This window comes from Collinsella aerofaciens (genome assembly GCF_040910185.1).
GTDB classification, from domain to species: Bacteria; Actinomycetota; Coriobacteriia; order Coriobacteriales; family Coriobacteriaceae; genus Collinsella; species Collinsella aerofaciens_BF.
In genome coordinates, this window is record NZ_JBDGBA010000001.1 from 251,682 (window position 1) to 277,165 (window position 25,484).

Here is a 25,484-nt window from a genome sequence, read left to right on the forward strand (position 1 = left end):
AGCATGCTCATTGCATTGCAGGGCGCCGTTTCGCAGGGCGTCCTCTGGGGCATTATGGTGCTTGGCGTGTTTATCACGTTCCGCCTGCTCGACATTCCCGATATGACCTGCGACGGCAGCTTTGCCCTCGGCGGCTGCGTCTGCGCTGTGCTCATCGTCAATAACAACGTCGACCCGCTGTTCGCCGTGCTGGCCGGTATGTGCGCCGGCGCCATCGCGGGCGCCGTCACGGGCATTTTGACCACCGTCTTTGAGATTCCTGCGATCCTCGCCGGAATCCTCACCCAGATCAGCCTGTGGTCCATCAACCTGCGCATCATGGGCAAGTCCAATACGCCCATTCTTGCCAAAGGCACCGTGTTCTCGGCCGTCAGCAATATGACCGGTCTGCCGCAGTCCACCGTTGCCATCATCTTGGGCATCCTGCTCGCCGTGGCTATCGTTGCCATCCTGTATTGGTTCTTTGGCACCGAGATCGGCTCGGCGCTGCGAGCCACCGGCAACAACGAGTACATGATCCGCGCTCTGGGCGTCAACACCAACTCCACCAAGATGATCGCCCTCGTGCTCTCCAACGCCCTCATCGGCCTTTCGGGCGCGCTCATCTGCCAGAGCCAAAAGTATGCCGACATTGGTATGGGCACCGGTGCCATCGTTATCGGTCTTGCCGCCATTGTTATCGGCGAGGTGCTCGGCCGTCTGCTTCCCGGCGGCCTCACGCAGTTTAGCGTCCGTCTTGCCTCCGCCGTCTTTGGCTCCGTGGTGTACTTCCTTATCCGCGCCATCGTGCTGCAGTTGGGCATGGACGCCAACGACATGAAGCTGCTCTCCGCCGTGATTGTCGCTGTGGCCCTGTGCGTGCCCGTGGTTTGGGAGCGCTATAAGCTCCGCAGCTCCTACACGAAGGGGGATGAGGCAGATGCTTAAGCTCTCGCACGTCAAGAAGACCTTTAACAAGGGCACCGTCACCGAGAAGCGCGCGCTCACCGGCGTCGACCTCACCCTAAATGACGGCGACTTTGTAACCGTGATCGGCGGCAACGGCGCCGGCAAGTCCACGCTGCTCAACATGATCGCCGGCGTGTACCCGCTCGATTCGGGCGTTATTGAGCTCGACGGCACCGACATCTCGCGCCTGAGCGAGTCGCAGCGCGCCAAGTACCTGGGCCGCGTGTTTCAGGACCCCATGCGCGGTACCGCTGCCGACATGCAGATCGCCGAGAACCTGGCCCTCGCCAAGCGTCGCGGCCAGCGTCGCGGCCTTTCGTGGGGCGTCACCAAGGCCGAGAAAGATGAGTACGTCGAGCTGCTCAAGCGCCTGGACCTTGGTCTGGACACGCGTCTCAACGCCAAGGTCGGCCTGCTCTCGGGTGGCCAGCGCCAGGCACTCACCCTGCTGATGGCCACGCTCACCAGGCCGCGCCTGCTGCTGCTCGACGAGCACACCGCGGCCCTCGACCCCAAGACGGCCTCTAAGGTGCTTAACCTGACCGAGGAGATCGTCGACGAGAACCACCTGACCACGCTCATGGTCACGCACAACATGAACGACGCCATCCGTCTGGGCAACCGTCTGATCATGATGCACGAAGGCCACGTGATCTACGACGTGGCGGGCAATGAGAAGAAGTCGCTCACCGTAGCCGACCTGCTGCAGAAGTTCGAGGAGGTCTCGGGCGGCGAGCTCGCCAACGACCGCATGCTGCTGAGCTAAAACCTGCCAAAAAGGGACAGGTTTATTTTGGTAGGTTTTATCTGCGCAAACGTCAAAACCGCCGCAAAGGGACAGACGCCCTTGCGGCGGTTTTCGCATATTATGTCGATAATCCGATATTCAACCAGACATTCTGGCTAAGGACTAAGGAAACTGCCATGAAAAGACTCCCCCGCCTTGCGTTAGCCGCCGCGTTGTTTGCCGGCGCGCTCGCAGGCATCCCAAGCCTCGCTTTCGCGGGGAACCTGCCCGCCGCTATTGACGGCTCTGTGACCGTCATGCACACCAACGACATCCACGGCAGCTACAAGTACAGCTACAACGAAAGCAAGGGCACTGGCACTGTGGGCTTTGACGGACTGGCGGTTCTCTATAGCGCCCAGGGCAACGCCCCCGATCTTTTGCTCGATGCGGGCGACACCTTCCACGGACAGTCCTTCGCCACCATGAGCGAGGGTAAGAGCATCGCCGAGCTCATGGACACCTTCTATGCCGACGGCTACGACGCGACCACGCCAGGTAACCACGACTGGAGCTACGGCGCGGACAAACTCCGCACCATGACCGGCTACAGCACCACTGGCACGCCCTTCGCCATGCTCTGCGCGAACGCGAAGTCTACGAGCGGCGTATGGAGCTCGAGCATCACGAAGACGCTCGATCGCACCTGGGAGGATGGCGAAGATCACTCCACATTCGACTACAAAATCAAGGTCGGCGTCGTGGGCGCCATGGATGAGTCGCTGGGATCCTCGCTGCGCGCGGACCTGGTCGCGGGTACGTCGTTCTCGGGTGCCACGAACGCCATCAATGCCGAGGCAGAGCAGCTGCGCAAGGAGGGCTGCGATGTTGTTGTGTGTATCGCGCATACGCTCAACGCCAAGACCTTTGCCACACGGCTCCGTGGCATCGATGCCCTTATCGCAGGCCACGAGCACATCAACCTTAACGAGAAGGTGACGGGAGCCGACGGCAAGACGATCCACGTTGTCGAGGCAGGCAGCGCCTTTGCCGAGGTGGGGCTGCTTTCCGTCCCCTACGAGTACGACACCAAGGGCACCGAAAGCACCGACGATGATACGGTAACAGTATACGCAGGCAAAAGCGACGAGAAGCTCTACACCGCCAAGGACGTAAACGACCTTTTGGCAGACCCCGATAAGGGTTCCGACTACCAGAGCTGCCTCGCTGGGGTTCGCGACAACAAGATCGAGCCGCTCGACGAGGCCTTTGAAGCCGCATCGGGCAAGGTACTCGGCACGTCAGCCACCGACTATTTCTACGGTGAGGACGCTGCGGGTACGCACGGCTGGGAAATGGTGCGTACCACCGATTTCCGCCCCAGCAAGGAAGGCGACGCCGCCAAGGCCCAAACCATCGGCCACGTGATCTGCGGCTCCTATCTTGACTTGACGGGCGCGGACCTTGCCATCGAAAACGCAGGCGGCATCCGCGGCGGCATCGCGGCAGGCAACGTGACCGCCGGCAACGTCATCGCCATCTCGCCCTACGGCAACACCGTGGAGACCTGGACCATGACCGGTGCGGACTTCCTGGCAGCGCTCGAGCACTCGCTGCAGATCAGCGACGAGTGCAATCACAGCTACGAGCTTCAGCAAGCCTATGTGGCAGCCGGCCACACCGAGCAGGAGGCGCAAGACAAGTACAAGTGGCGCGACGATTCCGGCAGCGTCCTTTCCTTCGGCGGAATCAATGTGACAATCGATTGGACGCAGTCCGAAGGCAAGCGCATTGCGAGTGCCACACTCACCAAGGACGACAGCACGCTCGACCCCGCCAAGACCTATACCGTCGCCACCAACAACTACATCATCACCAACACGACTGACTTCCCCACCTTCGCAAACGCCACCAAGCACACCGAGTGGGGTACCTGCGAGTCAGCGCTAAGGACGCTGATCGGGCAGGGCAGCTGGGAGAGCAAGATGGCCTCGCTCGCGGGCACCATCAGCTTTGGCTCCGCTGCCGTGGACCCCACGCCCACACCGACCCCGACGCCTAAGCCCTCGCCTAAGACGGACACGGCGACCACGAAGGTCATCACCAAGAAGTCCACCGGCAAGCTCGCCGCAACGGGAGACCGCACGCTGGCAGTAGTTGGCGCGTGCCTTATCGGCGGCATCATCGTCATCATGCTCGGCATTATCTGGAAGCGTCGACGCTAAGCTACACCGCCGGGCCTTGCAGCCCCACCGCGTAAACCTTATATCGAGCACAGAAGCCCGTCCGAATTTGATCGGACGGGCTTCTTGGTGGGTATCATGGTTGGACGATCATTAGGAGGTTTCTCTACATGGAATTGTTTGAGCCGATTCTTCACTTCTTTGAGCAACGGTGGGTCCACAACATCATCTGGGCCGTCATCTTGGCGATAGGCACCGCCGTCGCCGCCAAGGTCGTATCCAAGACCCTGAACCATCTGCTTAACCGAGACGATAACCCGCTTCCGGCATCGAGTATCTTCATCAACATCGCGCGCGCCGTCATTTGGATGATCGGCGGCAGCTTTATCCTCGACAACTGTTTTGGCATTAATGCAAACGCCCTCGTCGCCGCTCTTGGCGTCGGCGGCATCGCTATCTCGCTCGGCTTTCAGGACACGCTGTCAAACCTTATCGGCGGCATGCAAGTGACCTTTATGGGCATCATCAAGCCCGGCGACAATATCGAGGTCGGCGGTGTGTCGGGCGTGGTCCAAGACATCACTTGGCGCCACACGACCATCGAAGATGCCTGCGGGCAGACCATCATCGTCCCCAACTCCAACATTTCCAAGAACACACTCGTGCATTTGATCCCCTTTGGACGCGTGGCCGTCCCCGTCGCGGTGAAAGACCCCTCCAAATGGGCGTCTCTCGATGCGCTAGCAGACGAGCTCGTCAGCGCCACCAAAACGGCCGTTTCGCCCATCTCGGGCTTTGACAAGGAGCCCTACGTGCTCTTTAGCGAAATCGGCGACTTTGGTATCAAGGGCAAGATCATCTTTATCGTCAGCGACGACAGCACCACTTTTACGGCAGCCGACGCCTGCATCCGCGCCATCGCCCCCATCATCGCCTAAACCACCGCAAAGGGGACAGGCATCTTTGTAGTGGTTTTCATTCGTGGTACCATGGTTCATATCGTTGTTTAAACGACTAAGGGAGTAGACACCATGGAAGAGGCCTATCGTCAAGCACGCAAGCGCGGCGAGCAGGGACGCCGTCGCGCCATTAGCCAAAGCGAGCATCCATACCTTACGGACCTCGATAGCTTGGTTGCTCAGCTCCCCTTAGGTCAGCGAGTGAGCGTCGGCCTGCGGGATATTCCGCTCGAAATGGTCGTCGGCACGGTCACCAAAGGCCGTCAGTCCGCCTTTTCATGCAACTTTATGCCCCTGCTGCCGTTTAACACCGAGTTCGCCCGCAAGTGGTCCAACCTCTACGACATCCAGGTAACCGAGGGCTATCGCGACCCCATCATCGTCACCGAGTTCATGCATCGGTTCTATGTCCAGGAAGGCAACAAACGCGTCAGTGTCCTTAAATTCCTGGACGCTCCAACGGTTTCGGCCAGGGTCACCCGTCTCTACCCCGGCACATGGGATTCCGTCGAAAGCCGCCTGTACGGTGAATTTTGCGCGTTTTGGCGCGTCTGCCCCCTATACGAGATCGAGTTCTCGCGTGAGGGAAGCTACGAGACGCTCGCCAAGATGCTCGGTCAGAACCTTATCGAAAAATGGCCGCAGAAAAAGGTCGACTACCTGCGCCACACCTTCCTGCTCTTTAAGCGCGCCTACCTTCGCGCAGGCGGCGACCACCTGGACATTACGCCCGCCGACGCCATGCTCGTCTACCTCAATGTGTACAACCAGGACCGCCTACTGGATACGCCGACGGATATCGTCGTAAACCGCCTGTGCAAGATTTGGCGCGAGCTGGTCATTGCCGGCAAAAATGACGAGGACAAGGTCGATCTTGTCGAAGCGCCGAGCGTCGATGAGGAGGAGTCGTCCGCCAAGTCCACCTCCGGCGTGCTCAACTTCTTTATGGGCAAGACTGTCTATTCGGCGGCCAACCCCCTGCGTATCGCCTTTATCCATGAGTTCCCCTGTGCGGCGTCGAGCTGGGACAGTCTGCACGACCAAGGACGTCAGTATCTCGATGAGCACTTTGACGGTATCGTGCGCACCGAGGCGTTCGAGGACTGTCACGATCCGGACGTGTTCTACGCCGCCGTGGAAACGGCTGTCAAACATGGAGACAGCGTCATCTTCTCGACCTCGCACCGCCTGATGGAATACACGCTCAGAGCTGCCGTTGAGTATCCCCAGGTTCGGTTCCTTAACTGCTCTATCGGCCTTCCCCACCAAAGCGTTCGTTCGTACTTTGGCAAGATGTACGAGGCCAAGTTCCTCCTGGGCGCCCTTGCCGCCAGCATGGCGGACAACCATCGCATCGGCTACCACGCGTCGGTCTTCGCGTCCGGCGCGCTCAGCGAGATCAATGCCTTTGCCATCGGCGCCTCGCTGCTCGACCCCCGCGCGCAAATTATCCTCACCTGGGGCGATGTGCCCGCCGGCGGTCTTACCGAGGCCATGTGCCGCGAAGGCGTGAGCGTCATGACCGGCGCTGACATGTCAAAGTCGCTCGAAGACCCCACGGCCTACGGACTCCACCGCCTGGTCGATGGCAAGGTTTCCGGCATCGCCATGCCGGTATGGAACTGGGGCCGTTACTACGAGCTCATCGTTCGCAGCCTTCTGCACGGCACGTGGGACGAGACCATCGATGACAACCAAGTGCGCGCCGTCAACTACTGGTACGGCATGAGCTCCGGCGTTATCGACATCCGTTACGCTCCGGGCCTACCCTACCAGACGCGCAAACTCGTGCAGTTGCTCCGCAACGGCATTGTCGAGGGATCCATCAACCCCTTTGGCGGCGAGCTCCACAGCCAGAACGGCGTGGTACAGATTGAAGGCTTTCCTCCGCTGCCGAGCACGCAGATTGTCGAGATGAATTGGCTGGCGGATAACGTGGTAGGCACCATTCCGCAGCTCGACGATGAGCCGAAAGTCCCTGCCCTATGAAAATCCTTGCCATAGCCGATACCGAAGAACGATGCCTTTGGGAGTGCTTTCGCAAGGAACGCTTTGAGGGAGTCGACCTGATTTTGTCCGCCGGCGATCTGGACCCGGACTATCTTGAGTTTTTGGTTACGGTCATCAACAAGCCGCTCATCTACGTGCGCGGCAATCACGATGATCGCTACGCACGTCATGCACCGGGCGGATGTATCTGCGTGGAAGACAGCGTGTACACGTACCGAGGGATTCGCATTGCGGGCCTTGGCGGGTCCATGCGTTATCGCGACGGCGCCAACATGTACACCGAACGCGAGATGTCCAAGCGCATGCGTAAGCTGTCGCGTAAGGTTAGGATGGTCGGCGGGTGCGACATTCTGCTTACCCATGCACCCGCCGCCGGTATGGGTGATCTGGACGATCTGCCGCATCGAGGGTTTGAGTGCTTTAACACGGCGCTTGAGTCCTGGGGGGCCGACTACATGGTGCATGGGCATGTACACCAAAGCTACGGTTACGATTTTCAGCGCAAGCGGCAGCATGTGTGTGGAACGACGATCATCAACGCCTGCGGCTATACGCAGTTTGAGCTCGACCAGACGCGCTACCCCATCCGTGGCTGGCAGGCAGCCTGGCTCAATTCGCAAACCATGCGCCGCGAGCTCAAACGCCACGATGCCATCGAGTCCTCAACAGCCAGAACACCCTGGTAACCACCACAAAGGGGAGACCGTCCCCTTTGTGGTGCTTTTGACGCGATAGCAAGAAACCCGGTCCTGCACAAGGCAGAACCGGGTTTCTTTAGCAATGCTTGCTTTGCTCAGGCAGTAACTAGCAGTTACTCAGCCAGGAAGTCACGCTGGACAGCGGGATCGACCTTGACGCCAGGGCCCATGGTGGAAGACACGGAGATGGACTTGACGTACTTGCCCTTAGCAGAAGAGGGCTTGACGCGCAGGATCTCGGTGTACAGGGCAGCGTAATTCTCGACGAGCTGCTGCTCAGAGAAGGACTTCTTGCCCAGGGGCACGTGGCAGATGCCGTAGCGGTCGGCGCGGTACTCAACGCGGCCAGCCTTGAGCTCGGAGACCATCTTGGCGACGTCCATGGTCACGGTGCCGAGCTTGGGGTTCGGCATGAGGCCACGGGGACCAAGGATCTTACCGATGCGGCCAACCTTGGCCATCATGTTCGGCGTAGCGATAGCGGCGTCGAAGTTGATCTCGCCCTTCTGGATCTGGGCGACGAGCTCGTCGGAACCGATGATGTCGGCGCCGGCAGCCTCGGCCTCGCGGGCCTTCTCACCCTCGGCGAAGACGGCAACACGAACGGTCTTGCCGGTGCCGTGAGGCAGGGAGATGGAACCACGGATGTTCTGGTCAGCCTTACGAGTATCGATGCCCAGACGGAAGTGGGCCTCGACGGTCTCGTCGAACTTGGCGGTGTCGAGCTCCTTGATGAGCTTGGCAGCCTGAAGGGGGGTGTAGAGCGTGGCGCGGTCGATCTTCTCGGCAGCGGCGTTATAGCTCTTACCATGCTTAGCCATGTGCATTACCTCCTGTGGTTAAACGGGCGTGAGCCCTCCCACATCGTATCGTGTGCCCTATTGCACACATTTAACGGGCGCCCCGGTCGGAGCACCCGTCGTTACCATAAGAAATCGCTACTCAGCGATGGTGACGCCCATGGAACGGGCGGTACCGGCGATGATCTTCTTGGCGGCGTCAATGTCGTTGGCATTGAGGTCCGGCATCTTGATCTCGGCGATCTTGGTGAGCTGCTCCTGGGAGAGCTGACCAACCTTGTCGGCCTGGGGCTTAGCGGAACCAGACTTGAGGTTCAGCTCCTTCTTGATGAGGTGAGCCGCCGGCGGGGTCTTGGTGATGAAGGAGAAGGACTTATCCTCATAGACAGAGATCTCAACGGGGATGATGTCGCCCTTCTTGTCCTGCGTCTCGGCGTTAAAGGCCTGGCAGAACTGCATGATGTTCACGCCAGCAGCGCCCAAGGCGGGGCCGACGGGAGGAGCGGGGTTAGCTGCACCAGCAGGAATCTGGAGCTTAATGACGTTGGCAACCTTCTTCTCAGCCATGGTCATTCCTTTCGAATCACGAGTGTGAAGTACTTGCTATATCGTAAGCACGCACGTGTTAGAAGCACTCCTGAGATGAGCAGTCACAGAAGAAGCACGCTCGCGCGAACGGACGAAAACTTAAGCGATGACAGCGACCTGGTTAAAGTCGAGCTCGACCGGCGTCTCGCGGCCAAAGATCATCAGCGTGACCTTGAGCTTGCCAGCCTCGGTGTTAACCTCGGAGACCTTGCCATCAAAGTCGGTAAGCGGGCCATCGGTGACACGGACGGACGTGCCGATCTGAATATCAACCGAGGTGCGCTTGGGCGAATCGCCCTTACCGGGACGACGAGTCATCTTGTTGTACTCGTCACGGGAAAGCGGAGCGGGCTTGCCGTTGCCGCCTAGGAAACCGGTGACGCCGGGCGTGTTGCGAACACACGTCCAAGCATCGTCATCCATCTCCATGCGGACCAGGACATAACCCGGGAAGATCTTGGAATCCTTGGTCTCGCGCTTGCCACCCTCTTTGATCTCGGTGACGCGCTCCATAGGAATCTCGATATCAAAGATACGGTCCTGCATGCCCATGGTCTCGATACGATGCTCGAGATCGGACTTTACGCGGTTCTCGTATCCGGAGTAAGTGTGAACGACGTACCAACGCTTAGACATGGTTTAGCCCCTCAATCCAGAGAACAGAGCAAGAGCCTCGCCAAAGCCAGCATCGAGCAGAGCGATGACGACGCCGACGACGACCAGAGAAGCGCAAACGACGACCGAGTAGTTCACGAGCTCCTTCTTATCGGGCCACGTGACACGCTTCATCTCGGACTTGACCGAAGCGAAATACTTCTTGGTGCGGGCGAAGAAACCAGGCTTCTCGTTCTTCTTGGACTTCGCAGCCTTCTCGTTCTTCTTGGCAACGGCCTTCTTGGCCTCAACCTTGGAGTTGGCGGCAGCGTTGTTGGCAGGTGCCGGCTGCTGAGCCTTCTTCTTGTTCTTCTTGTTGGCCATTTGGGTTACCTCCGCGCAATGCGCTTATACATGAGTAAACCGTAAGCCCCCAAGTGGGAGCTTACGGAATAATGACTGGCACGCCAGGAAGGACTCGAACCCTCAACACTCGGTTTTGGAGACCGATGCTCTACCAATTGAACTACTGGCGTATGTGACTAGAGACTAGCGAGTCTCTTTGTGCAGCGTGTGGTGACGGCACCAGGGGCAATACTTCTTGATCTCCATACGATCAGGCATGGTCGACTTGTTCTTGGTGGTCGTATAGTTGCGGCGCTTGCACTCAGTGCACGCAAGAGTAACTAGAGTACGCATGTATCCTGAACCTTTCATTTCCGCCCCGTACGGGCACGAGTTGTTACTTTATCAGCTCCACGTAAGTGCTGTCAATGAAAACCTCGAGTCAATTGGTTCTCGGTGGATCCATTCATATTTGGAACACATCAATGAAGCCATCGAGAGCTAATCGACGGTGCATCCAGGACCATTATCGATCCTCTCGACACCAGCAACGGCTCAATATCCATTGCAGAAAAGAACCCGGCACCCATATAAGTGCCGGGTTCTCTAAGTCAGCTATATCAAAGAGCTAATTTACTCAATGATCGTGGAGACGATGCCCGAACCGACGGTGTGGCCACCCTCGCGGATAGCGAAGCGCAGGCCCTCCTCCATGGCGATCGGGTGAATGAGGTCGCCCTCGATGGTGATGTGGTCACCAGGCATAGCCATCTCGGTGCCCTCGGGGAGCTTGACCGTACCGGTAACGTCGGTGGTACGGAAGTAGAACTGAGGACGATAACCATCGAAGAACGGGGTGTGACGGCCGCCCTCCTCCTTGGTCAGAACGTAGATCTCACCGGTGAACTTGGTGTGCGGGGTAACCGAACCGGGCTTGCAGAGAACCTGGCCGCGCTCGATGTCCTCACGCTTGATGCCGCGGAGCAGCAGACCGACGTTGTCGCCAGCCTCGCAGAAGTCCATGGACTTACGGAACATCTCGATACCGGTAACAACGGTGTTCTGGGTATCCTTGATGCCGACGATCTCGACGGGCTCGTTGAGCTTGAGCTCACCGCGCTCGACACGGCCGGTAGCAACGGTACCACGGCCGGAGATGGTCATAACGTCCTCAACGGCCATCAGGAACGGGAGGTCGTTGTTACGAGCAGGCGTCGGGATGTACTCGTCGACAGCGTTCATGAGCTCGCGAATGGCGTCCATCCACTTGGCGTCGCCCTCGAGAGCGCCCAGAGCGGAACCACGGATGACGGGGATGTCGTCGCCGGGGAAATCGTACTCGGAGAGGAGCTCACGGGTCTCCATCTCGACGAGGTCGATGAGCTCGTCATCGTCGACCATGTCGCACTTGTTCAGGAAGACGACGATGTAAGGAACGCCGACCTGACGGGCGAGCAGGATGTGCTCGCGGGTCTGAGCCATGGGGCCGTCGGTAGCGGCGATGACCAGGATAGCGCCGTCCATCTGAGCAGCGCCGGAGATCATGTTCTTGACGTAGTCAGCGTGGCCCGGGCAGTCAACGTGAGCGTAGTGACGGGCAGCAGTCTCGTACTCGACGTGGGAGACGGAGATCGTAATGCCGCGCTCGCGCTCCTCGGGAGCCTTGTCGATGTTCTCGAACGCAGTGAAGTCAGCCTTGCAGCCCTCGGTCTCGGAGAGAACCTTGGTGATGGCAGCGGTCAGCGTGGTCTTGCCGTGGTCGACGTGACCAATGGTGCCGATGTTAACATGCGGCTTAGTGCGCTCAAACTTCTCTTTGGCCATAAAGCCCTCCTCTAAACAGGTCGTCCCCGGACGGGACTTTGCCTTTATACCATAGTGGCCTCTCAACATACTATTGAGAAGCCACCGTGTTACCTATGGTAGCGGTGACTGGATTCGAACCAGTGACGCCACGGGTATGAACCGTGTGCTCTAACCAACTGAGCTACACCGCCGGATGGAGCCTGCAACCAGACTTGAACTGGTGACCTCTTCGTTACCAACGAAGTGCTCTACCGACTGAGCTATACAGGCACTTGACGGGTGGGAGCTATAGGATTCGAACCTATGTAGGCAGAGCCAACGGGTTTACAGCCCGTCCCCATTAACCACTCGGGCAAACTCCCAATCGTTCAAGTATCCGCAGGTCCTTTGGTCTTTTGGACCGCCGCCCCCGCGAACGAAAAAGATAATACGATGCAACCTTGGGGGCTGTCAACGAAAACCTCTAGATACACGGTGCCGGGCGTATCTATATAGTCATGACCTGCGGTTTTGTTGAGTTTGGATATGAAGGACGGTGGTTTTGGATACTGAGGTGACGTTTCCCGAGGTAACACTTTGGTGTAGTGGAGTAAGCCTGCAGAATATTACTTCGATAACGACTCATTTGCACCTATATATAGGTCGAGACCGGGCTTCCACGCCACGATCGAGCGTGGATTATCTCCCACTTTTAGCGCGGCTCTAAGGCCAAAGTGGCAGATTATCCACGTTCATTCTCCAGGCGAGAGAACTGTAAAGCCGCAACTACTCGGGCCAGGCCAAAGTAGACCCATAGAGCGGCTCCCCCTTGGTGCAGGGGTAGCGACTCAAGTAACACGACGATAGCAAGTCGAAAAAATAAGTCATGGCGTATTTCGAATAAACGCCGAGTCGGTCAATTCCGTTTCCCGCATTACCAAGACGATATACACGGTCAAAAGACCTCGATTTGTCATCGTTGCTAAACGCAGTAATTAGAATCTTCCTGCCCGAACGGCAATCAAGATACTCACGCGCCTGTGACGCAAATAGCCCGGAGACCGATACGAGAATTATCAATGACTGCGAAGCGTCTCCCATGTTTTTCAATTCCGCGACGTTAGCCCCAGCAACTATGCGAACTATCTTGCCCGCATAAAACATTTCCTGCTGAAATCGTACGAGATTGGCGCTCACATTATTGGTGCACCAGATTTCAACGTTTTTATGGCCATCAATTTCGTCGACAAGATGCTTAATAGCGATATCGGACACGCCGCTTTCAACCTCAGCGAACATCTCGATCATGCGAACGTCGAGCTCTGCCCTGTACTCCTCGTAGCCAAATTCCTCCTCTCGATGGCTTAAGTCGCTTGGAAAGACTGACTGAGTAAATGATTCTTTCAAATCGCTAAGAGACTGGTAGCCCAATCGATTGCAGAAACGACGAACAGCGGAACGGGTCACGAATGCATCGCGGGTTATTGCGGCAACATTGATTTCGCTCGAACGCCTAATGTGAGCGATGAGATATCGAGCGATGGCGGCATCGTTTGACCCAAACTCGCTGTTGATGATGGAGCTAATGCGATTGAGCACATCGAAGTCATTGATATTCACGTGATCCCTCTTTCCGCTCTCCTCGAAATCATGATTCATTTATTGAATCAAACAGCTTTGGTCGTTCTCCTATGATTCAAATCAGTTGACGTCATCTTAATCATAATTCCGCCACACGTATCCACCGTGTTGAATGATGGAAAGGGGATTCATGGGCAACGTGAACAACATGCCGTTTCTCTGGGGTTCCGCCACGGCGTCTTATCAGTGCGAGGGTGCCTGGAACGAAGACGGCAAAGGCCTTGGTGAGTGGGATTTCTTTAGCCACACAAGCAATAAGAACATCAACCATGTTGACGGTGATGTATCTTGCGACTTCTACCATCGCTATGAAGAAGATATCCGCATGATGAAAGAAGGCGGACAAAACACCTATCGCTTCTCTCTTTCATGGAGTCGAATCATCCCCACCGGTATCGGCAAAGTGAATGAAGAGGGTATCGATTTTTATAATCGGGTCATTGATTGCTGCCTCGAAAATGGCATAGAGCCCAACGTTACGCTGTTCCATTACGATCTGCCATTCACGCTTGCTTGCAAAGGCGGATGGCTGAACAACGACATGGCAGAGTGGTTCTGCAAATACGCCAAGATTTGCTTTGAGCGCTTTGGAGACCGCGTCAAAATCTGGGCTACCGTTAACGAGCCGCATTTCTACAGCTACTGCGTAAACATGTTGGGCAACTATCCCCCCAATCGATCGCTCGATGTTCAGTCGTACATGCAGTTTCAGTACAACCTGATGCGCGCAAGCGCACTCGCAGTCCGAGCATATCGTCAAATGGGCTACGACGGCATCATCGGCGCCGTCCACGATGGCGGCGTTGTCGAACTCGACCCGGCAACCGAGCACCCCGATGACGTATTTCGATACGCAGACTTTTTCGCCAATCGCATGATTCTGGCACCAGCGCTTCAGGGTCAACTGCCGCCAGAAATGGACGAAATCCTTGAAAAACTTGGCGTCTCGCTCTATCGATCCCCAAATGACGTAGAAGAATTCAGCGACGGTAAAGTCGATTTTATTGGACTCAACGTGTATTGCCGAGAGTATGTAACCGACTGGCACGGTGGAGAGCTTGCCGTTTCGGCGAACAATAAGGGCGGTTCGAGCAAAAAGGTCGAAGGAAAATGCATTGCGCCCTTGTTTGAAAGCGCCCGCGACAGCAATGTTCCCCGCAATAAATGGGGCCGCGAAATACTCCCAAGTTGCATGTATTCAACCATCATGGATGTCCACGAGCGCTATGACGCGCCCCGCATCTTTATTACGGAAAACGGACATGGCGCCTATGAGCAACCAGACGCAGACGGAATGATCCACGATGATGACCGCATCGAGCTTCTGGCCCAGTTCATCGAGCACATGATGAGGGCTAAGCGCGACGGCGCGCGCGTTGAGGGCTACTACCTCTGGTCGACGATGGATCTGTATAGCTGGATCAACGGCTACGAAAAACGATACGGACTTGTCCATATCGACTTCGAGAACAATCTGGAGCGCACCCCCAAAAAGAGCTGGTATTGGTACCGAGACCTTATCTCGAAGTATCAGGAGCAGGAAGGTTAGGAGAAAGAGATGAAATATCAGGCAATGTCCGAAACAGTCCTAAAGGCTGTTGGCGGCAAAGAGAACATTACATCGGTAACTCATTGTGCGACGCGCCTTCGCATCGACGCACGAGACACCTCGATCATCGATCTCCAGCTCGCCAAATCGGCCGACCAGGCGCTCGGGGCAGTAGTCAGCGGTGGCCAGCTTCAGGTGATCATCGGCCCCAACGTCACCGAGGCTTACAACGACTTCCTCGACTTCGCGGGAATCGAAGTCGGCGGTGGCACGGTTGCCGACGATGCCCAAACCGCCAAAGACCTTGCAGAAGGCATTAAAAGCGGTAACACCGCCATGGGCTTGATTGAGAAATTCGGGAACGTCTCTGCACAGGTATTCATGCCCATCGTCCCGGCGCTCATCGTTGGCGGACTCATTCTTTCGATCAAGAATCTCCTGGTCAATTATTGTGGATTGAGCACCGATAGCGGAACCGCCCAGGTTCTGCTGGCGATCTTCAGCGCCTCATTTAGCTTCCTGCCCGTTTACCTCGGCTATCAGCTCGCCGCCGTCATGAAGATGCAGCCTATCATGGGCGCACTGCTGGGCGCAATCATGATTAGCTCGTCTATTAGCGGTGCTGAGGGTCTCGACTTTCTTGGCATCCCCATCCCGACGAATGACTACTCGAGCACGGTGGTGCCAATCGTACTGGGCGTTGTGTTCATGTACTTTGTTGATCGCGGTCTTCAGAAAATCATCCCCGACATTACCAAACTGTTCTTGAAGCCGCTGCTCACCATGTTCATCGTCGTGCCTGTTGAGCTGATTATCCTCGGCCCCGCCGGCAGCATGATGGGCTACGCGCTGAGTGATGCCGCCACGTGGCTCATGGATAACGTGGCATTTATCGCTACTCCAATCCTTGCAGCCCTTAACCCCTATTTTGTCATGCTCGGTCTTGATAAGGCCTACATCGCGATCGAAGTTACGAGCTTGGCGCAGCTCGGCTGGGCGCCCATCATCTTTGGCTTCATCTCAAACCTCTGCATTGGCGGCACGAGTCTCGCCTTGGCAACTGCAATGAAAGGCAACAAGGAGAAGAGAGGTATGGTCACCACGGTTGCCGTCACCGCACTCTGTGGCGTAACTGAGCCCGCATTTTATGGCTGCCTCATCGAGCGTCCCCGCCTGCTTGTCGGCACGGCAATCGGCGCCCTCTGCGCGGGACTCCCTGCAGGTATCTTCGTCCTGAAGGAGTATGTTGCGGGAGCATGCCCCGGTCTTCTTTCTGCGCTGATCTTTATCGCTCCCGATGGATCCATGGGCAACTTCGTACTGGCGTGCGTTGTCGCCGTCATCGCCATCGTCGTCTCGTTCATCGCTGCACGCGTGATCATCAAGAAGAATCCCAACTATATTGAGTAGATGCCCGCTGCTTGCATTGGGGACATCCTCGGCAGACCATTAGCAAGAACCCAAGAAGTCCCTTAGGAGCTCGATTAATCCATTCGGATTCCTCAGGCACAAACGACCCCGATTCCACAATGAAATCGGGGTCGTCGTTTCTAAAGCCTTCGATAGACAATCGGTGTTTACCTTAGCTCCCTATCCAAGTTAATTATCCACGCTCGTTCTCCGGTCGGAAGATTTTCTTCGCTCGCGTGTCCAGAAATCCACGCTCGAGCAGAACATCCAGGTCCGCACCCGCCCTTGTCTCGATCTGTAACAGCAAGAGGCCTATTCCGCTTCTACATGTTACAGATCAAGATATTCCTAAAACACCCTAAGTTTCATCTCAATCTGTAACAGTTAGATGCCAAATATCGGTCTTGGTGTTACAGATTTAGACAAACTGGAGGACGAGACAAACCAAAAACGGGATGGGCGCTAACCTGATGGCGCGCCACCTAAATAGAAACGGGCTCTGTCCCATATAGAGACAGAGCCCGAAACTCTCATGGAGCCAGTGACAGGAATCGAACCTGCAACCCACTGATTACAAATCAGTTGCGCTACCGTTGCGCCACACTGGCACACTTGGCGCTTTCGCGCGAAGCCTGTTAAGAATAATGGAATTGCGGACGGGGCGCAACAGGCCGCACGGCGTTATATAAATATGCAAAATCCAGCAACAGCGCGTACCAGGCCCGTTCATTTCTGTCAGTGCGCCCTCAATCTTAAAACCATTCGCCAGAACGAATAGTTTTAATTACAATTGGCTATATAAAACTATTCGTTCTGGCGAAGGGTTTCGCGATGTTGACTACCAAGGAAGCAGCCGAGCTGCTCGGCATCAGCCCGCGCAGGGTGCAGGAGCTCATTAAGAACGGCGCGCTGACCGCCCGCAAGGCTTCTGGCGTGTGGCTCATCGACAAAGACAGCGTAGACGCGCGACTCCGCTCCGCAACCAAAAGAGGGGGACGACCTCGTCGTGGGCATGGGAAAAGCGAAGTCGCATTTACCCTCATGAACCGCACGCACGAAGTAGCCCAACTGGTCTACAGCACATCGCGAAAAGACTTCACCCACATCGGCGCCGACGTCGATTACGCCCACGCCCCTATTGGAGTATTTGGCCCTAATAGCCCCATATCGCTCGACTCCTTCCGCATCTGGTGGCGCGGCCGCGGTATCCCGCTCGCACGCATTGGACTAGCCTCCCTGCTTGCAGAAGCCGCAGTCGATGTTCCCGATGAACTCGTCCAGCGAAATCTTGGCCTCTCCTTATCCGACCAGTATTGGATTAGGCCCCAAGACTCCGGTCTCGCGTGGGAAGATATCAATTTCTTCAATAATGCTTTTGACGACGTCTCTCTCAGCATCGCGCCCTTCGCCCCAGAGGGCAAGGCAGCTGCCGCAAAGCCCGATAACACCTCGGACGGCAATCTTCAAAAGTACTGGACATGCGAGGATGACCGTCGAATCCTCCACAAGGCAGGTGCACATCTAAACCAGGAACCTTATAACGAGCTGGTGGCGACTGCACTTCACCGTCGCATCCTAAACGCTTGCGATTATGTGCCTTACTCGCTCGAGGGCACGGGCACTTCCGCCCTGAGCATATGCGATGTCTTCTTAACTGATGAAGAAGAGTATGTCCCTGCGTTCTATGTAAACCAGCATGCAAATGCAGACGAGCGACTAACCGATTACGAACGGTATGTAGCAAACTGCGAGGAGCTTGGAGCGACGGATATAAAAGACGCCCTTGACCGCATGATCGTATGCGATGACATCATTGCCAACTATGATCGCCATTGGCGCAACTTTGGCCTTGTGCGAAACGTAAACACGCTAGCCTGCAGACCTGCCCCTATCTTCGATTCGGGCTCATCACTCTGGTGCAACATATCACTAGAGGAGCTTAGGGCGGGAGAGCACAGTTTTACCAGCGCACAATTTCATTCAAGCCCCGCCAAACAAATGTTGCTCGTCGAGGACATGGGCTGGTTTGACGGCGACAAACTCGAGGGTTTCGTTGACGAGGCAATCGAAATCCTATCCAAAAACGACGCTCTTACAGCGAGACTGCCTTATCTAAAAGAGGCGCTAACATGGCGCCTCGAAAGAATGATCGACATCGCTGAATGGAGTTAGCGAGACAGCATCGCCCCGCCAACTCCCCTACCTCCCGCGCAGAGCTTTGAGCTTGGCCAGGGCCTCGGGGCTTAGACGGCTGCCCAGGGTCATCTTGATCTGCGGGGCCTCCTCGGCCTCGTGCACGTCGTTGTCGATCTGTTTGATCTCGTCCACCAGCATACGGCTCGAGATGCGCGTGACGCCCTTGCCCATGACGACGGCCTGGATCGTGCCGTCGCTCGATACCACGGAGCACGCGCGGCCTTCCTCGCGCGCCTCGATGCAGAGCTTTTGCACCACGGTATCGGCAGAAACGCCCGTCGGCGAAAACTCGATGCGCACGCCGCGGGCCGGCAGGTTGGGGCGCTCGTTGGAGATATTGCCCGCGCCGTCGAACACGATCACGGCCTCGTAGCGGCCCTGGGCAAAGGCGGCGACGTCGTTGATGAGGGCGGTGCGTGCCATATCGTGAACGTCGCTGGAATACGGATCGTCTGAATGGTCGTACACGAGCTTTTCGTAGCGCGGCGTGCAGTGGATCACGTTGTAGCCGTCGACCACCAGCAGCTCGGGCTTATTGGAGTGCACCGTCGAGACCGGGTCGGCGATGGCCTGCGCAAACGCATTGCCGCCCACGCCGTAGGTCGCGGCCGAAACAATCGGCTTGGCCGAGCCCTCGCCAAAGCGCTTGGCCTTGGACTTGGCACGGTTCTTTTTGGACATGCGCTACTCCTCCCCCATGAGCTCGCCGACGTTGCGGCGCAGCCACTCAAAGCACAGCGCCGTGGTCGCCTGGGCAACATTGAGGCTCTCGGTCATGCCGCGCTGGGGAAGCTTGGTCATAAAGTCGCATTTCTCGAGCACCAGGCGCGAGATGCCGTCGCCCTCGGAGCCCATGACGAGCGCCACGCGGCCCTCGAAGGGAGCATCCCAGCAGCTGCCCTCGGCGTGCTCGGAGGCGCCGCCCACCCAAAAACCAGCGGCCTTGAGGTCATCGAGTGCACGGGCAATATTGGGAACCTGCGCGATAGGCAGATGCATGACAGCACCGGCCGAGGTCTTGTAGCTGCCCACGGTCACGCCGGCGGCACGCTTGTTGGCGATGACGACGCCGGCCGCGCCCACGACCTCGGCGGAGCGCACAATGGCGCCAAAGTTGCCGTCGTCGGTCACATGGTCGAGCACGACGACAAGCGCCGGACCGTCGCCTGCGCGGTCGAGAATATCGGCGACATCAGCATAGGGGAAGTTGCCAACCTCGAGTGCGATGCCCTGATGAGCGCCATGGCTCGACAGTGCGTCGAGCTGCGCACGCGGCACATACTTAATGCGGACGCCCGCGGCATTGAGGTCGTCGACCAGGCGCGACAAGGCGGCATCGCGCTCTCCACCCTCGACAATGAGCGCGCACTTGATGGGAAAACCAGTGCGTAGCGCCTCGGCGGCAGCACGACGACCTTCGATAAACTCGCCCTTGGGAGCCTGGACAGCGTCGCGGTTGCGATCGCGCTGCGGACGTGCGGCCTGGGCGCGATCGCGCTGGCCCTTGGGAGCGGCAGCGCGGTCATTGCGGCGAATCGGACGCGAGCCAGAAGCAGCCTGCTTGCCGCCACGAGGCGCACGCTTGCGATTGTCGGCCATAAAGCGACCTCCTAAATACAACTATCAAACGAAACAAAATAAACGACCGCCCATGAATATTAATTCGGGCGGTCGGTACGGGTTTTCCAAGTGCCCGAGATTGCCGTGAAAGAGGAGCGACGCGTACTTGAGTACGCGAGCGACGGTTTGAACGGCAAGGTCGGGTGCTTGGGAAACCCGCGGGGATTAGAGAGATTTGATACGAGTGCCGGCAGCGGTATCTTCAATCGTCAGGCCCAGGTCCTTGAGCTGGTCGCGGATGGCGTCGGCCAGATCCCAGTTCTTGGCGGCGCGGGCCTCGGCGCGGGCCTCGAGAATCTTGGCAGCGGCCTCGTCCACGTCGTCACCCGTGTAGGCAACCAAACCGGCGGCAACGCCCAGCAGGCCCAGCGGCAACTCGACCTTGGGCTCGGGGAGCTCAACGCCAAGCGTATCGAGCAGCTCGGCCAGCGTGTCGGCGGCGGCAAGCGCGGCGGCCTTGTCGGCAGCGTCGCCCGCCTGCTCCAGGTACTGGTTGCACTCGGTCACAAAGCCAAAGACGGCACCCATGGCACCAGCGGTGTTAAAGTCGTCGTCCATGCACTCCTTAAAGGTGGCACGAGTCTCGGCGGCCTTGGCGGCAAACGCCTCGGCGGCAGCCGCATCGGCATCGGCCGTCGCATGGTTCGCGGCCCAGCGCAGGTTCTCGACCGTACCGGCGATACGCGTGAGCGAGTTCTCGGCACCCTCCAGGCGCTCCCAAGAAAAGTCGAGCGGCGAGCGATAGCTCGTCTGCAGCATCAGCAGGCGCAGGGCGGCAGCGGAGTGCTGTTCGAGGACCTCGGCCAGCGTAAAGAAGTTGCCGAGTGACTTGGACATCTTCTCGCCGTCAACCAGCAGCATGCCCGTGTGCATCCAGGTGTTGGAGAAGCCCTGGTGCCAGGCGCAGGTGGCCTGGGCGCACTCGTTCTCGTGATGCGGGAAAGCAAGATCGGAGCCACCGCCGTGGATATCGATCGGGGTACCCAGGTAGCGATGCACCATGGCGGCGCACTCGGTGTGCCAACCGGGACGGCCCTCGCCCCAGGGGCTCGGCCAGCTGGGCTCGCCGGGCTTGGCGGCCTTCCACAGGGCAAAGTCGAGCGGGTCGATCTTGTCCTCGTTCTCCTCGATGCGCGCACCAACCATAAGGTCGTCGATGTTGCGGCCCGAGACCTGACCATAGTTGGGATCGCTGCGCACGGCAAAGTACACATCGCCGTTATCGGCTGCGTAAGCGTGGCCCTGCTCGATAAGCGTCTTGATCATGGCGATCATGGGGCCGATCTCCTTGGTGGCGCGGGGGCGCACATCGGGATCGAGCACGTTGGCGGCGCGCATGACGCCGATGAACTTGTCGGAGAACTCCGTCGCGACCTCGGCAGCCGTACGGCCCTGCTCGTTGGCGCGCTTGATGATCTTGTCGTCGACATCGGTGAGGTTCTGGGCGAACGTGACCTCGTAGCCGCTCGCGATGAGCCAGCGTCGAATCACATCGAAGCTGATGAACGTGCGGGCATTGCCGATGTGGATGTTGTCGTAGACCGTGGGGCCGCACACGTACATGCGAACCTTGCCGGACTCGATGGGCTGGAACTCTTCCTTTTTATGGGTAGCGCTGTTGTAGATACGCATTCGTTACTCCTTAACGGTTTTCTGTAGCAGGCAGACGGCCCAGGCGCCGATTCCCTCGCCCTGGCCTTCCCAACCGAGCTTTTCGGTCGTAGTGGCGGCGACGCCTACATTTTCGACGTCAACGCCCAGGGCATGGGCAAGGTTGGCGCGCATGGCATCGCGGTGCGGGGTGATCTTGGGTTGCTGACAGGCAATGGTGCAATCGGCATCGACAAACTCAAAGCCCAGCTCGCGCGCATAGTCCATCACGCGAGCGAGCAGCACCATCGAATCGGCACCCTCGTAGGCAGGATCGGTGTCGGGGAATAGCTTGCCGATGTCTCCCCCGCGGCAGGCGCCCAGAATGGCGTCGGCCAAGGCGTGCGCGAGCACATCGGCATCCGAGTGGCCCAGCAGGCCGCGCTCGTAGGGAATGTCGACCCCGCCGATGATACATCGACGCCCCTCCACCAAACGGTGGACGTCGTAGCCGTGGCCAATGCGCAGGTTACTGAACATAGGGAAGGTCCTCTCCCTCGGCCATGCGGCCAAGCAGAATCGCGGTTACGGGACGCAGATCCTCGGGCACCGTCACCTTAAGGTTGTCGCGCGGGCTCTGGACACAGCGGACGCGCCCGCCCATGCGCTCGACCAGCGATGAGTCGTCGGTACCGATAAAGCCCTCGGCAATCGCCGCGGCATGGGCACGCTTCATCGCGTCGACGCTAAAGATCTGCGGCGTCTGCGCGGCCCAATAGAGCTCGCGCGGCGGCGTCTCGACGATATTATCGCCGTCGACGATCTTGAGCGTGTCGATCGCGGGCTGACCGCACACGACACCGTCGAGCGAGCGGTCACCCATGAGCACGTCGATAGCGTGGTCGATGGCCTCGGTCGTAATGAGCGGACGAGCGCCATCGTGGATGGCGACATATTCGAAACCCGCCGGAACCGCATGCACGCCGGCACGGGTGGAATCCTGACGGGTATCGCCGGCATCGGCAAAGCTGATGGGCGTGTCATAGTCAAACGGGTCGATGGCAAGGCGGCGCATCTCGGCACGGCGCTCGGCAGGACACACCACCACGATATGGCCGACCTTGTCGCTACGATCAAACGCGCGGATGGACCAGCTCATGAGCGGACGGCCCGCCACGTTAACGAGCTGCTTGCCGCCGGGATTTCCAAAGCGCTGACCGCTGCCGCCGGCAACGACCACGGCGCATACGGGCGCCATTATGCGTTCCCCTGTTTGGTGCCCTTCATGCGGTACAGCGAGTCCGCAAGAATGGCAGGGTTGTTGACGCCAAAGTCGCCCAGGCGCTCCGGATCCTCGCTGATGTCGTCCATGAGCTCCTGCAGCGAGCCGTACTCGTCGACGATCTTCTCGGCCACGCCGTCGCGCACGACGGACACGCGCGAAAGCGTGCGCAGGCCCAGCGGCGTCATGACGGAGTCCTCGTCCAGGTCGTCATAGCCCAGAACTGCCGCCACGTGCTGCGGGTCGGACAGGTCCTTAGGCGTCATGCGAGCGAGCTCTGCACGAATCTTCTCGGCGTTTGCCTCGGAGGAATCGCTCGCGTAGTCGCGGATCATCAGGTCGTATTCGGTATCCATGCTGGAACCGGCGAGCTGCTCGAGCTGCATCTGCACGAGCTTGCCCTGGTTGCCCAGCTTGACGATGCAATCCTTAAGCTCGGTCTTTGCTTGCTGCATGATCTCGAAGCTCGAGAAAATACCGGTAATGTCGGCGAGCGTAACGTAGTCGTCGAGCTCGAGGGCCGTCAGGCGCAGCAGGGAGCGGTCGAGCGACTGACGAGTAGTCTGAAGCGTGGCGACGAGCTGGTTGACCGAGCTCATGATGGTGGTGACGGGCTGGATCTCGTAGCTCTTGCCGTGAACGTACACGTTAACGACGGCACGACGGGCCGAGACCGAGATCACGATGGCATCGGTGAGCACCGACATGCGAGCGGCGGTGCGGTGACGCATGCCCGTCTCGCTCGTGGCAAGCGAGGGATCGGGATTGAGGTGGAAGTTGGCGCGCAGGATCTGGGTGAGGTCGCCGTCGATGACGATGGCACCGTCCATCTTGGAGAGCTCGAACAGACGGTTCGAGGTGAACGAAATGTTGAGCGGGAAGCCGTCGTTACCGGCAGCGAGCACGTTTTCGGTGTCGCCGACGCAGATAAGGGCGCCCAGGTGACCGGCGATGATCATGTCGAGGGCGGTGCGGATCGGCTGACCAGGTGCCGTCAGGCGGATGGCCTGTTCCATACGCTTTTGCAGCTCGTTCTTATCCAAGGCATCGCTCCCATCGTATACGCTCCATAAACGCTAAATAGTTTCTCACGGTTTGTCCCCGCGGCGCTTGCGAAATCCGATGCTTACAGAATGAGCGAACACAGCTGAGAGCCCAACCCAAATGGGCTGCTTATGTGGTAGCATCGGGGTTCACATGAATGAGGGAGTAGTCGCGTGGCCGGGTTCGCCTCCGGTGGCGCGGCAAGTCAACATACTGGCCGAAACGGTCTGGCTTGCCTTAATGAACGAGACTCGTGGTTGTGCGCGCAGCGCGTACGCCACGGGTCTTTTTTTTATTCCCCCAAGAGGTACACGCGGGCTCGCCCGCAGAGAGGGAGCCAGGCTATGGGACTCGCAGAGCTCGTGTTGCTCGCCGTTGGCCTTTCGATGGACGCCTTTGCCGTTTCCATCTGCAAGGGTCTCGGCATGAAAAAGATCAACCTTAAGGTCGCCGTGGTGCTCGGCCTGTTCTTTGGCGGCTTCCAGGCCGGCATGCCCGTAATCGGATGGGCGCTTGGCAGTCAGTTTATGGGCATCATCGGCCCCATCGACCACTGGATCGCCTTTATCCTGCTCGCCTTCATCGGCGGCAAAATGCTGTGGGAAGCCTTTACCGAGGACGAGGATGAAGGCGACGGCAAGGATGCCGAAAAGATTGACCTGGTCGAGTACCTGCTCCTCGCCATTGCCACCTCAATCGACGCCCTAGCCGTGGGCATCTCGTTTGCGGCACTCTCGGTCGACATCGTGCCCGCTGTATCGCTTATAGGCATCACAACGTTTATCTTCTCCGTCGCCGGCGTGGCGATCGGCCACACCTTTGGCGCGCGCTACGAAAAACCCGCCACCATCGTGGGTGGCGTCGTGCTTATCCTTATCGGCCTCAAGATTCTGCTGGAACACTTGGGGTTTTTGGCGCTGTAAAACACCCTTCAAAACTAAACGTCCGGGCAAGACCTCATGCAGAGTTTTGCATGAGGCCTTTTCATGCAGACTTTTGCATGTCATACTGATATGCAAAAGTCTGCACGTTAGGAGATCGCCGTGGATACCCTTCCCATCACCACACCGCGCCAAGCTGGCATCTACGTGCGCCAGGCACGCGATGCTCAGGGTCTCACCCGTGCAACCCTCGCTAAAAAAGCCGGTGTTTCGGAGCGCCTGCTCGCATCGCTCGAGCTGGGAGATGCCACGGGTATTCGGCTCGACAAGCTGCTGGCGGTTTTCGGTGCTCTCGGACTGGCACTAGTTGCTCAAGGGAATATCGACGACACGAAACATGAGCAGCCAACCGACGCCCCGCATGCCGATTTGCAACCTTGTAGCACCCCCAGGTGCCATCACACTCAACGTCTTCACCATCGCAACCGACGCGGCGCAGCCATTCCAGCTCTTCCAGATACCCCCTTTACGGCCGAGCTCTACGACAAGGCCTTCGCCGATTTCGCCATGTCCAATCTCGGAGTCTCGATTGCCGCAAGCGCATCTGCCCAAACCAAGCCCGAAGGGAGATAGC

24 protein-coding genes and 5 tRNA genes are annotated in these 25,484 nt (G+C 58.2%); 11 read left to right on the forward strand and 18 right to left on the reverse strand.

The window, feature by feature from the left end; genetic code table 11:
- The first annotated feature begins 3 nt into the window (after window positions 1-3).
- The 6 genes from AB5Z54_RS01055 to AB5Z54_RS01080 all read left to right on the forward strand — a co-directional run bounded on the left by AB5Z54_RS01055 (window position 4) and on the right by AB5Z54_RS01080 (window position 7,513).
- Complete coding sequence (locus AB5Z54_RS01055) at window positions 4-927, forward strand: ABC transporter permease (RefSeq protein WP_055309412.1); 924 nt, start codon at window positions 4-6, stop codon at window positions 925-927.
- Window positions 920-1,714 carry an ABC transporter ATP-binding protein gene (locus tag AB5Z54_RS01060; protein ID WP_195544452.1) on the forward strand — a complete coding sequence of 265 codons (795 nt, stop codon included), beginning with the start codon at window positions 920-922 and terminating at the stop codon, window positions 1,712-1,714. Before AB5Z54_RS01055 ends, AB5Z54_RS01060 begins: the two co-directional genes overlap by 8 nt.
- A 158-nt stretch (window positions 1,715-1,872) precedes the next feature.
- Window positions 1,873-3,900 carry a bifunctional metallophosphatase/5'-nucleotidase gene (locus AB5Z54_RS01065; RefSeq protein WP_368159745.1) on the forward strand — a complete coding sequence of 676 codons (2,028 nt, stop codon included), beginning with the start codon at window positions 1,873-1,875 and terminating at the stop codon, window positions 3,898-3,900.
- Between the two features lie 128 nt (window positions 3,901-4,028).
- A complete protein-coding gene (locus AB5Z54_RS01070; RefSeq protein ID WP_368159747.1) occupies window positions 4,029-4,796 on the forward strand; it encodes a mechanosensitive ion channel family protein in 768 nt (255 codons plus the stop codon).
- 93 nt (window positions 4,797-4,889) lie between these two features.
- Window positions 4,890-6,806, forward strand: a complete 1,917-nt coding sequence (locus AB5Z54_RS01075) for a BMP family ABC transporter substrate-binding protein (RefSeq protein WP_368159750.1) — start codon at window positions 4,890-4,892, stop codon at window positions 6,804-6,806.
- A complete protein-coding gene (locus AB5Z54_RS01080; protein WP_368159752.1) occupies window positions 6,803-7,513 on the forward strand; it encodes a metallophosphoesterase family protein in 711 nt (236 codons plus the stop codon). The genes AB5Z54_RS01075 and AB5Z54_RS01080 overlap by 4 nt, the downstream gene beginning before the upstream one ends.
- A gap of 125 nt (window positions 7,514-7,638) precedes the next feature.
- On the opposite strand, the gene rplA is transcribed toward AB5Z54_RS01080, so the two are convergent.
- The 11 genes from rplA to AB5Z54_RS01135 form a co-directional block, all read right to left on the reverse strand.
- Window positions 7,639-8,346 (reverse strand): 50S ribosomal protein L1, encoded by a 708-nt coding sequence (gene rplA, locus AB5Z54_RS01085; RefSeq protein ID WP_022093892.1) that lies wholly within the window; start codon window positions 8,344-8,346, stop codon window positions 7,639-7,641.
- Window positions 8,347-8,463: 117 nt separating this feature from the next.
- Complete coding sequence (gene rplK / locus AB5Z54_RS01090) at window positions 8,464-8,892, reverse strand: 50S ribosomal protein L11 (protein WP_022093893.1); 429 nt, start codon at window positions 8,890-8,892, stop codon at window positions 8,464-8,466.
- 120 nt (window positions 8,893-9,012) lie between these two features.
- A complete protein-coding gene (nusG, locus tag AB5Z54_RS01095) occupies window positions 9,013-9,549 on the reverse strand; it encodes a transcription termination/antitermination protein NusG (protein ID WP_368159755.1) in 537 nt (178 codons plus the stop codon).
- 3 nt (window positions 9,550-9,552) lie between these two features.
- On the reverse strand, window positions 9,553-9,891 hold the full coding sequence (gene secE, locus AB5Z54_RS01100) for a preprotein translocase subunit SecE (RefSeq protein ID WP_117635375.1): 339 nt from the start codon (window positions 9,889-9,891) through the stop codon (window positions 9,553-9,555).
- 76 nt (window positions 9,892-9,967) lie between these two features.
- Window positions 9,968-10,043 (reverse strand) — tRNA-Trp (locus tag AB5Z54_RS01105).
- 13 nt (window positions 10,044-10,056) lie between these two features.
- Window positions 10,057-10,206 (reverse strand): 50S ribosomal protein L33, encoded by a 150-nt coding sequence (rpmG, locus tag AB5Z54_RS01110; protein WP_022093895.1) that lies wholly within the window; start codon window positions 10,204-10,206, stop codon window positions 10,057-10,059.
- A 279-nt stretch (window positions 10,207-10,485) separates the two neighbouring features.
- Window positions 10,486-11,676, reverse strand: a complete 1,191-nt coding sequence (tuf, locus tag AB5Z54_RS01115) for an elongation factor Tu (RefSeq protein WP_117563790.1) — start codon at window positions 11,674-11,676, stop codon at window positions 10,486-10,488.
- A 96-nt stretch (window positions 11,677-11,772) separates the two neighbouring features.
- Window positions 11,773-11,849, reverse strand: a tRNA-Met gene (locus AB5Z54_RS01120).
- Window positions 11,850-11,852: 3 nt separating this feature from the next.
- Window positions 11,853-11,928: transfer RNA gene (locus tag AB5Z54_RS01125), tRNA-Thr, on the reverse strand.
- A 10-nt stretch (window positions 11,929-11,938) separates the two neighbouring features.
- Window positions 11,939-12,020, reverse strand: a tRNA-Tyr gene (locus tag AB5Z54_RS01130).
- Window positions 12,021-12,423: 403 nt separating this feature from the next.
- Window positions 12,424-13,257, reverse strand: coding sequence for a MurR/RpiR family transcriptional regulator (locus tag AB5Z54_RS01135; RefSeq protein ID WP_070100711.1), 834 nt, complete (start codon window positions 13,255-13,257; stop codon window positions 12,424-12,426).
- A 151-nt stretch (window positions 13,258-13,408) separates the two neighbouring features.
- Here AB5Z54_RS01135 and AB5Z54_RS01140 point away from each other — a divergent pair, with 151 nt between their 5' ends.
- Together AB5Z54_RS01140 and AB5Z54_RS01145 are read left to right on the forward strand one after the other, a co-directional pair.
- The gene (locus AB5Z54_RS01140; protein ID WP_368159757.1) at window positions 13,409-14,827 is read left to right on the forward strand and encodes a glycoside hydrolase family 1 protein; all 1,419 of its coding nucleotides are present in this window, start codon (window positions 13,409-13,411) and stop codon (window positions 14,825-14,827) included.
- A gap of 9 nt (window positions 14,828-14,836) precedes the next feature.
- Window positions 14,837-16,237: a PTS transporter subunit EIIC gene (locus tag AB5Z54_RS01145; RefSeq protein ID WP_138339596.1), complete on the forward strand. Its 1,401-nt coding sequence runs from the start codon at window positions 14,837-14,839 to the stop codon at window positions 16,235-16,237.
- 533 nt (window positions 16,238-16,770) lie between these two features.
- Here the strand turns inward: AB5Z54_RS01145 and AB5Z54_RS01150 are convergent.
- A tRNA-Thr gene (locus AB5Z54_RS01150) sits at window positions 16,771-16,845 on the reverse strand.
- 223 nt (window positions 16,846-17,068) lie between these two features.
- On the opposite strand from AB5Z54_RS01150, the gene AB5Z54_RS01155 reads away from it, so the two are divergent.
- The gene (locus tag AB5Z54_RS01155) at window positions 17,069-18,409 is read left to right on the forward strand and encodes a DNA-binding protein (RefSeq protein ID WP_138339595.1); all 1,341 of its coding nucleotides are present in this window, start codon (window positions 17,069-17,071) and stop codon (window positions 18,407-18,409) included.
- 27 nt (window positions 18,410-18,436) lie between these two features.
- Here AB5Z54_RS01155 and AB5Z54_RS01160 read toward each other — a convergent pair whose 3' ends face one another.
- The 6 genes from AB5Z54_RS01160 to disA all read right to left on the reverse strand — a co-directional run bounded on the left by AB5Z54_RS01160 (window position 18,437) and on the right by disA (window position 23,941).
- A complete protein-coding gene (locus AB5Z54_RS01160; protein ID WP_117786129.1) occupies window positions 18,437-19,114 on the reverse strand; it encodes an NYN domain-containing protein in 678 nt (225 codons plus the stop codon).
- A 3-nt stretch (window positions 19,115-19,117) separates the two neighbouring features.
- Window positions 19,118-20,032: a 23S rRNA (guanosine(2251)-2'-O)-methyltransferase RlmB gene (rlmB, locus tag AB5Z54_RS01165; RefSeq protein ID WP_138339594.1), complete on the reverse strand. Its 915-nt coding sequence runs from the start codon at window positions 20,030-20,032 to the stop codon at window positions 19,118-19,120.
- A 186-nt stretch (window positions 20,033-20,218) separates the two neighbouring features.
- Complete coding sequence (gene cysS, locus AB5Z54_RS01170; protein WP_138339593.1) at window positions 20,219-21,685, reverse strand: cysteine--tRNA ligase; 1,467 nt, start codon at window positions 21,683-21,685, stop codon at window positions 20,219-20,221.
- A gap of 3 nt (window positions 21,686-21,688) precedes the next feature.
- Window positions 21,689-22,183 (reverse strand): 2-C-methyl-D-erythritol 2,4-cyclodiphosphate synthase, encoded by a 495-nt coding sequence (gene ispF, locus AB5Z54_RS01175; RefSeq protein ID WP_006234975.1) that lies wholly within the window; start codon window positions 22,181-22,183, stop codon window positions 21,689-21,691.
- The gene (gene ispD / locus AB5Z54_RS01180; protein ID WP_138339592.1) at window positions 22,173-22,901 is read right to left on the reverse strand and encodes a 2-C-methyl-D-erythritol 4-phosphate cytidylyltransferase; all 729 of its coding nucleotides are present in this window, start codon (window positions 22,899-22,901) and stop codon (window positions 22,173-22,175) included. The genes ispF and ispD overlap by 11 nt, the downstream gene beginning before the upstream one ends.
- Window positions 22,901-23,941 (reverse strand): DNA integrity scanning diadenylate cyclase DisA, encoded by a 1,041-nt coding sequence (gene disA / locus AB5Z54_RS01185; RefSeq protein WP_006234973.1) that lies wholly within the window; start codon window positions 23,939-23,941, stop codon window positions 22,901-22,903. Before disA ends, ispD begins: the two co-directional genes overlap by 1 nt.
- 372 nt (window positions 23,942-24,313) lie before the next feature.
- Here disA and AB5Z54_RS01190 point away from each other — a divergent pair, with 372 nt between their 5' ends.
- Window positions 24,314-24,892, forward strand: a complete 579-nt coding sequence (locus tag AB5Z54_RS01190) for a manganese efflux pump MntP (protein ID WP_138339591.1) — start codon at window positions 24,314-24,316, stop codon at window positions 24,890-24,892.
- A 120-nt stretch (window positions 24,893-25,012) separates the two neighbouring features.
- Window positions 25,013-25,483, forward strand: a complete 471-nt coding sequence (locus AB5Z54_RS01195) for a helix-turn-helix domain-containing protein (protein WP_171025111.1) — start codon at window positions 25,013-25,015, stop codon at window positions 25,481-25,483.
- Window position 25,484: the final 1 nt, after the last annotated feature.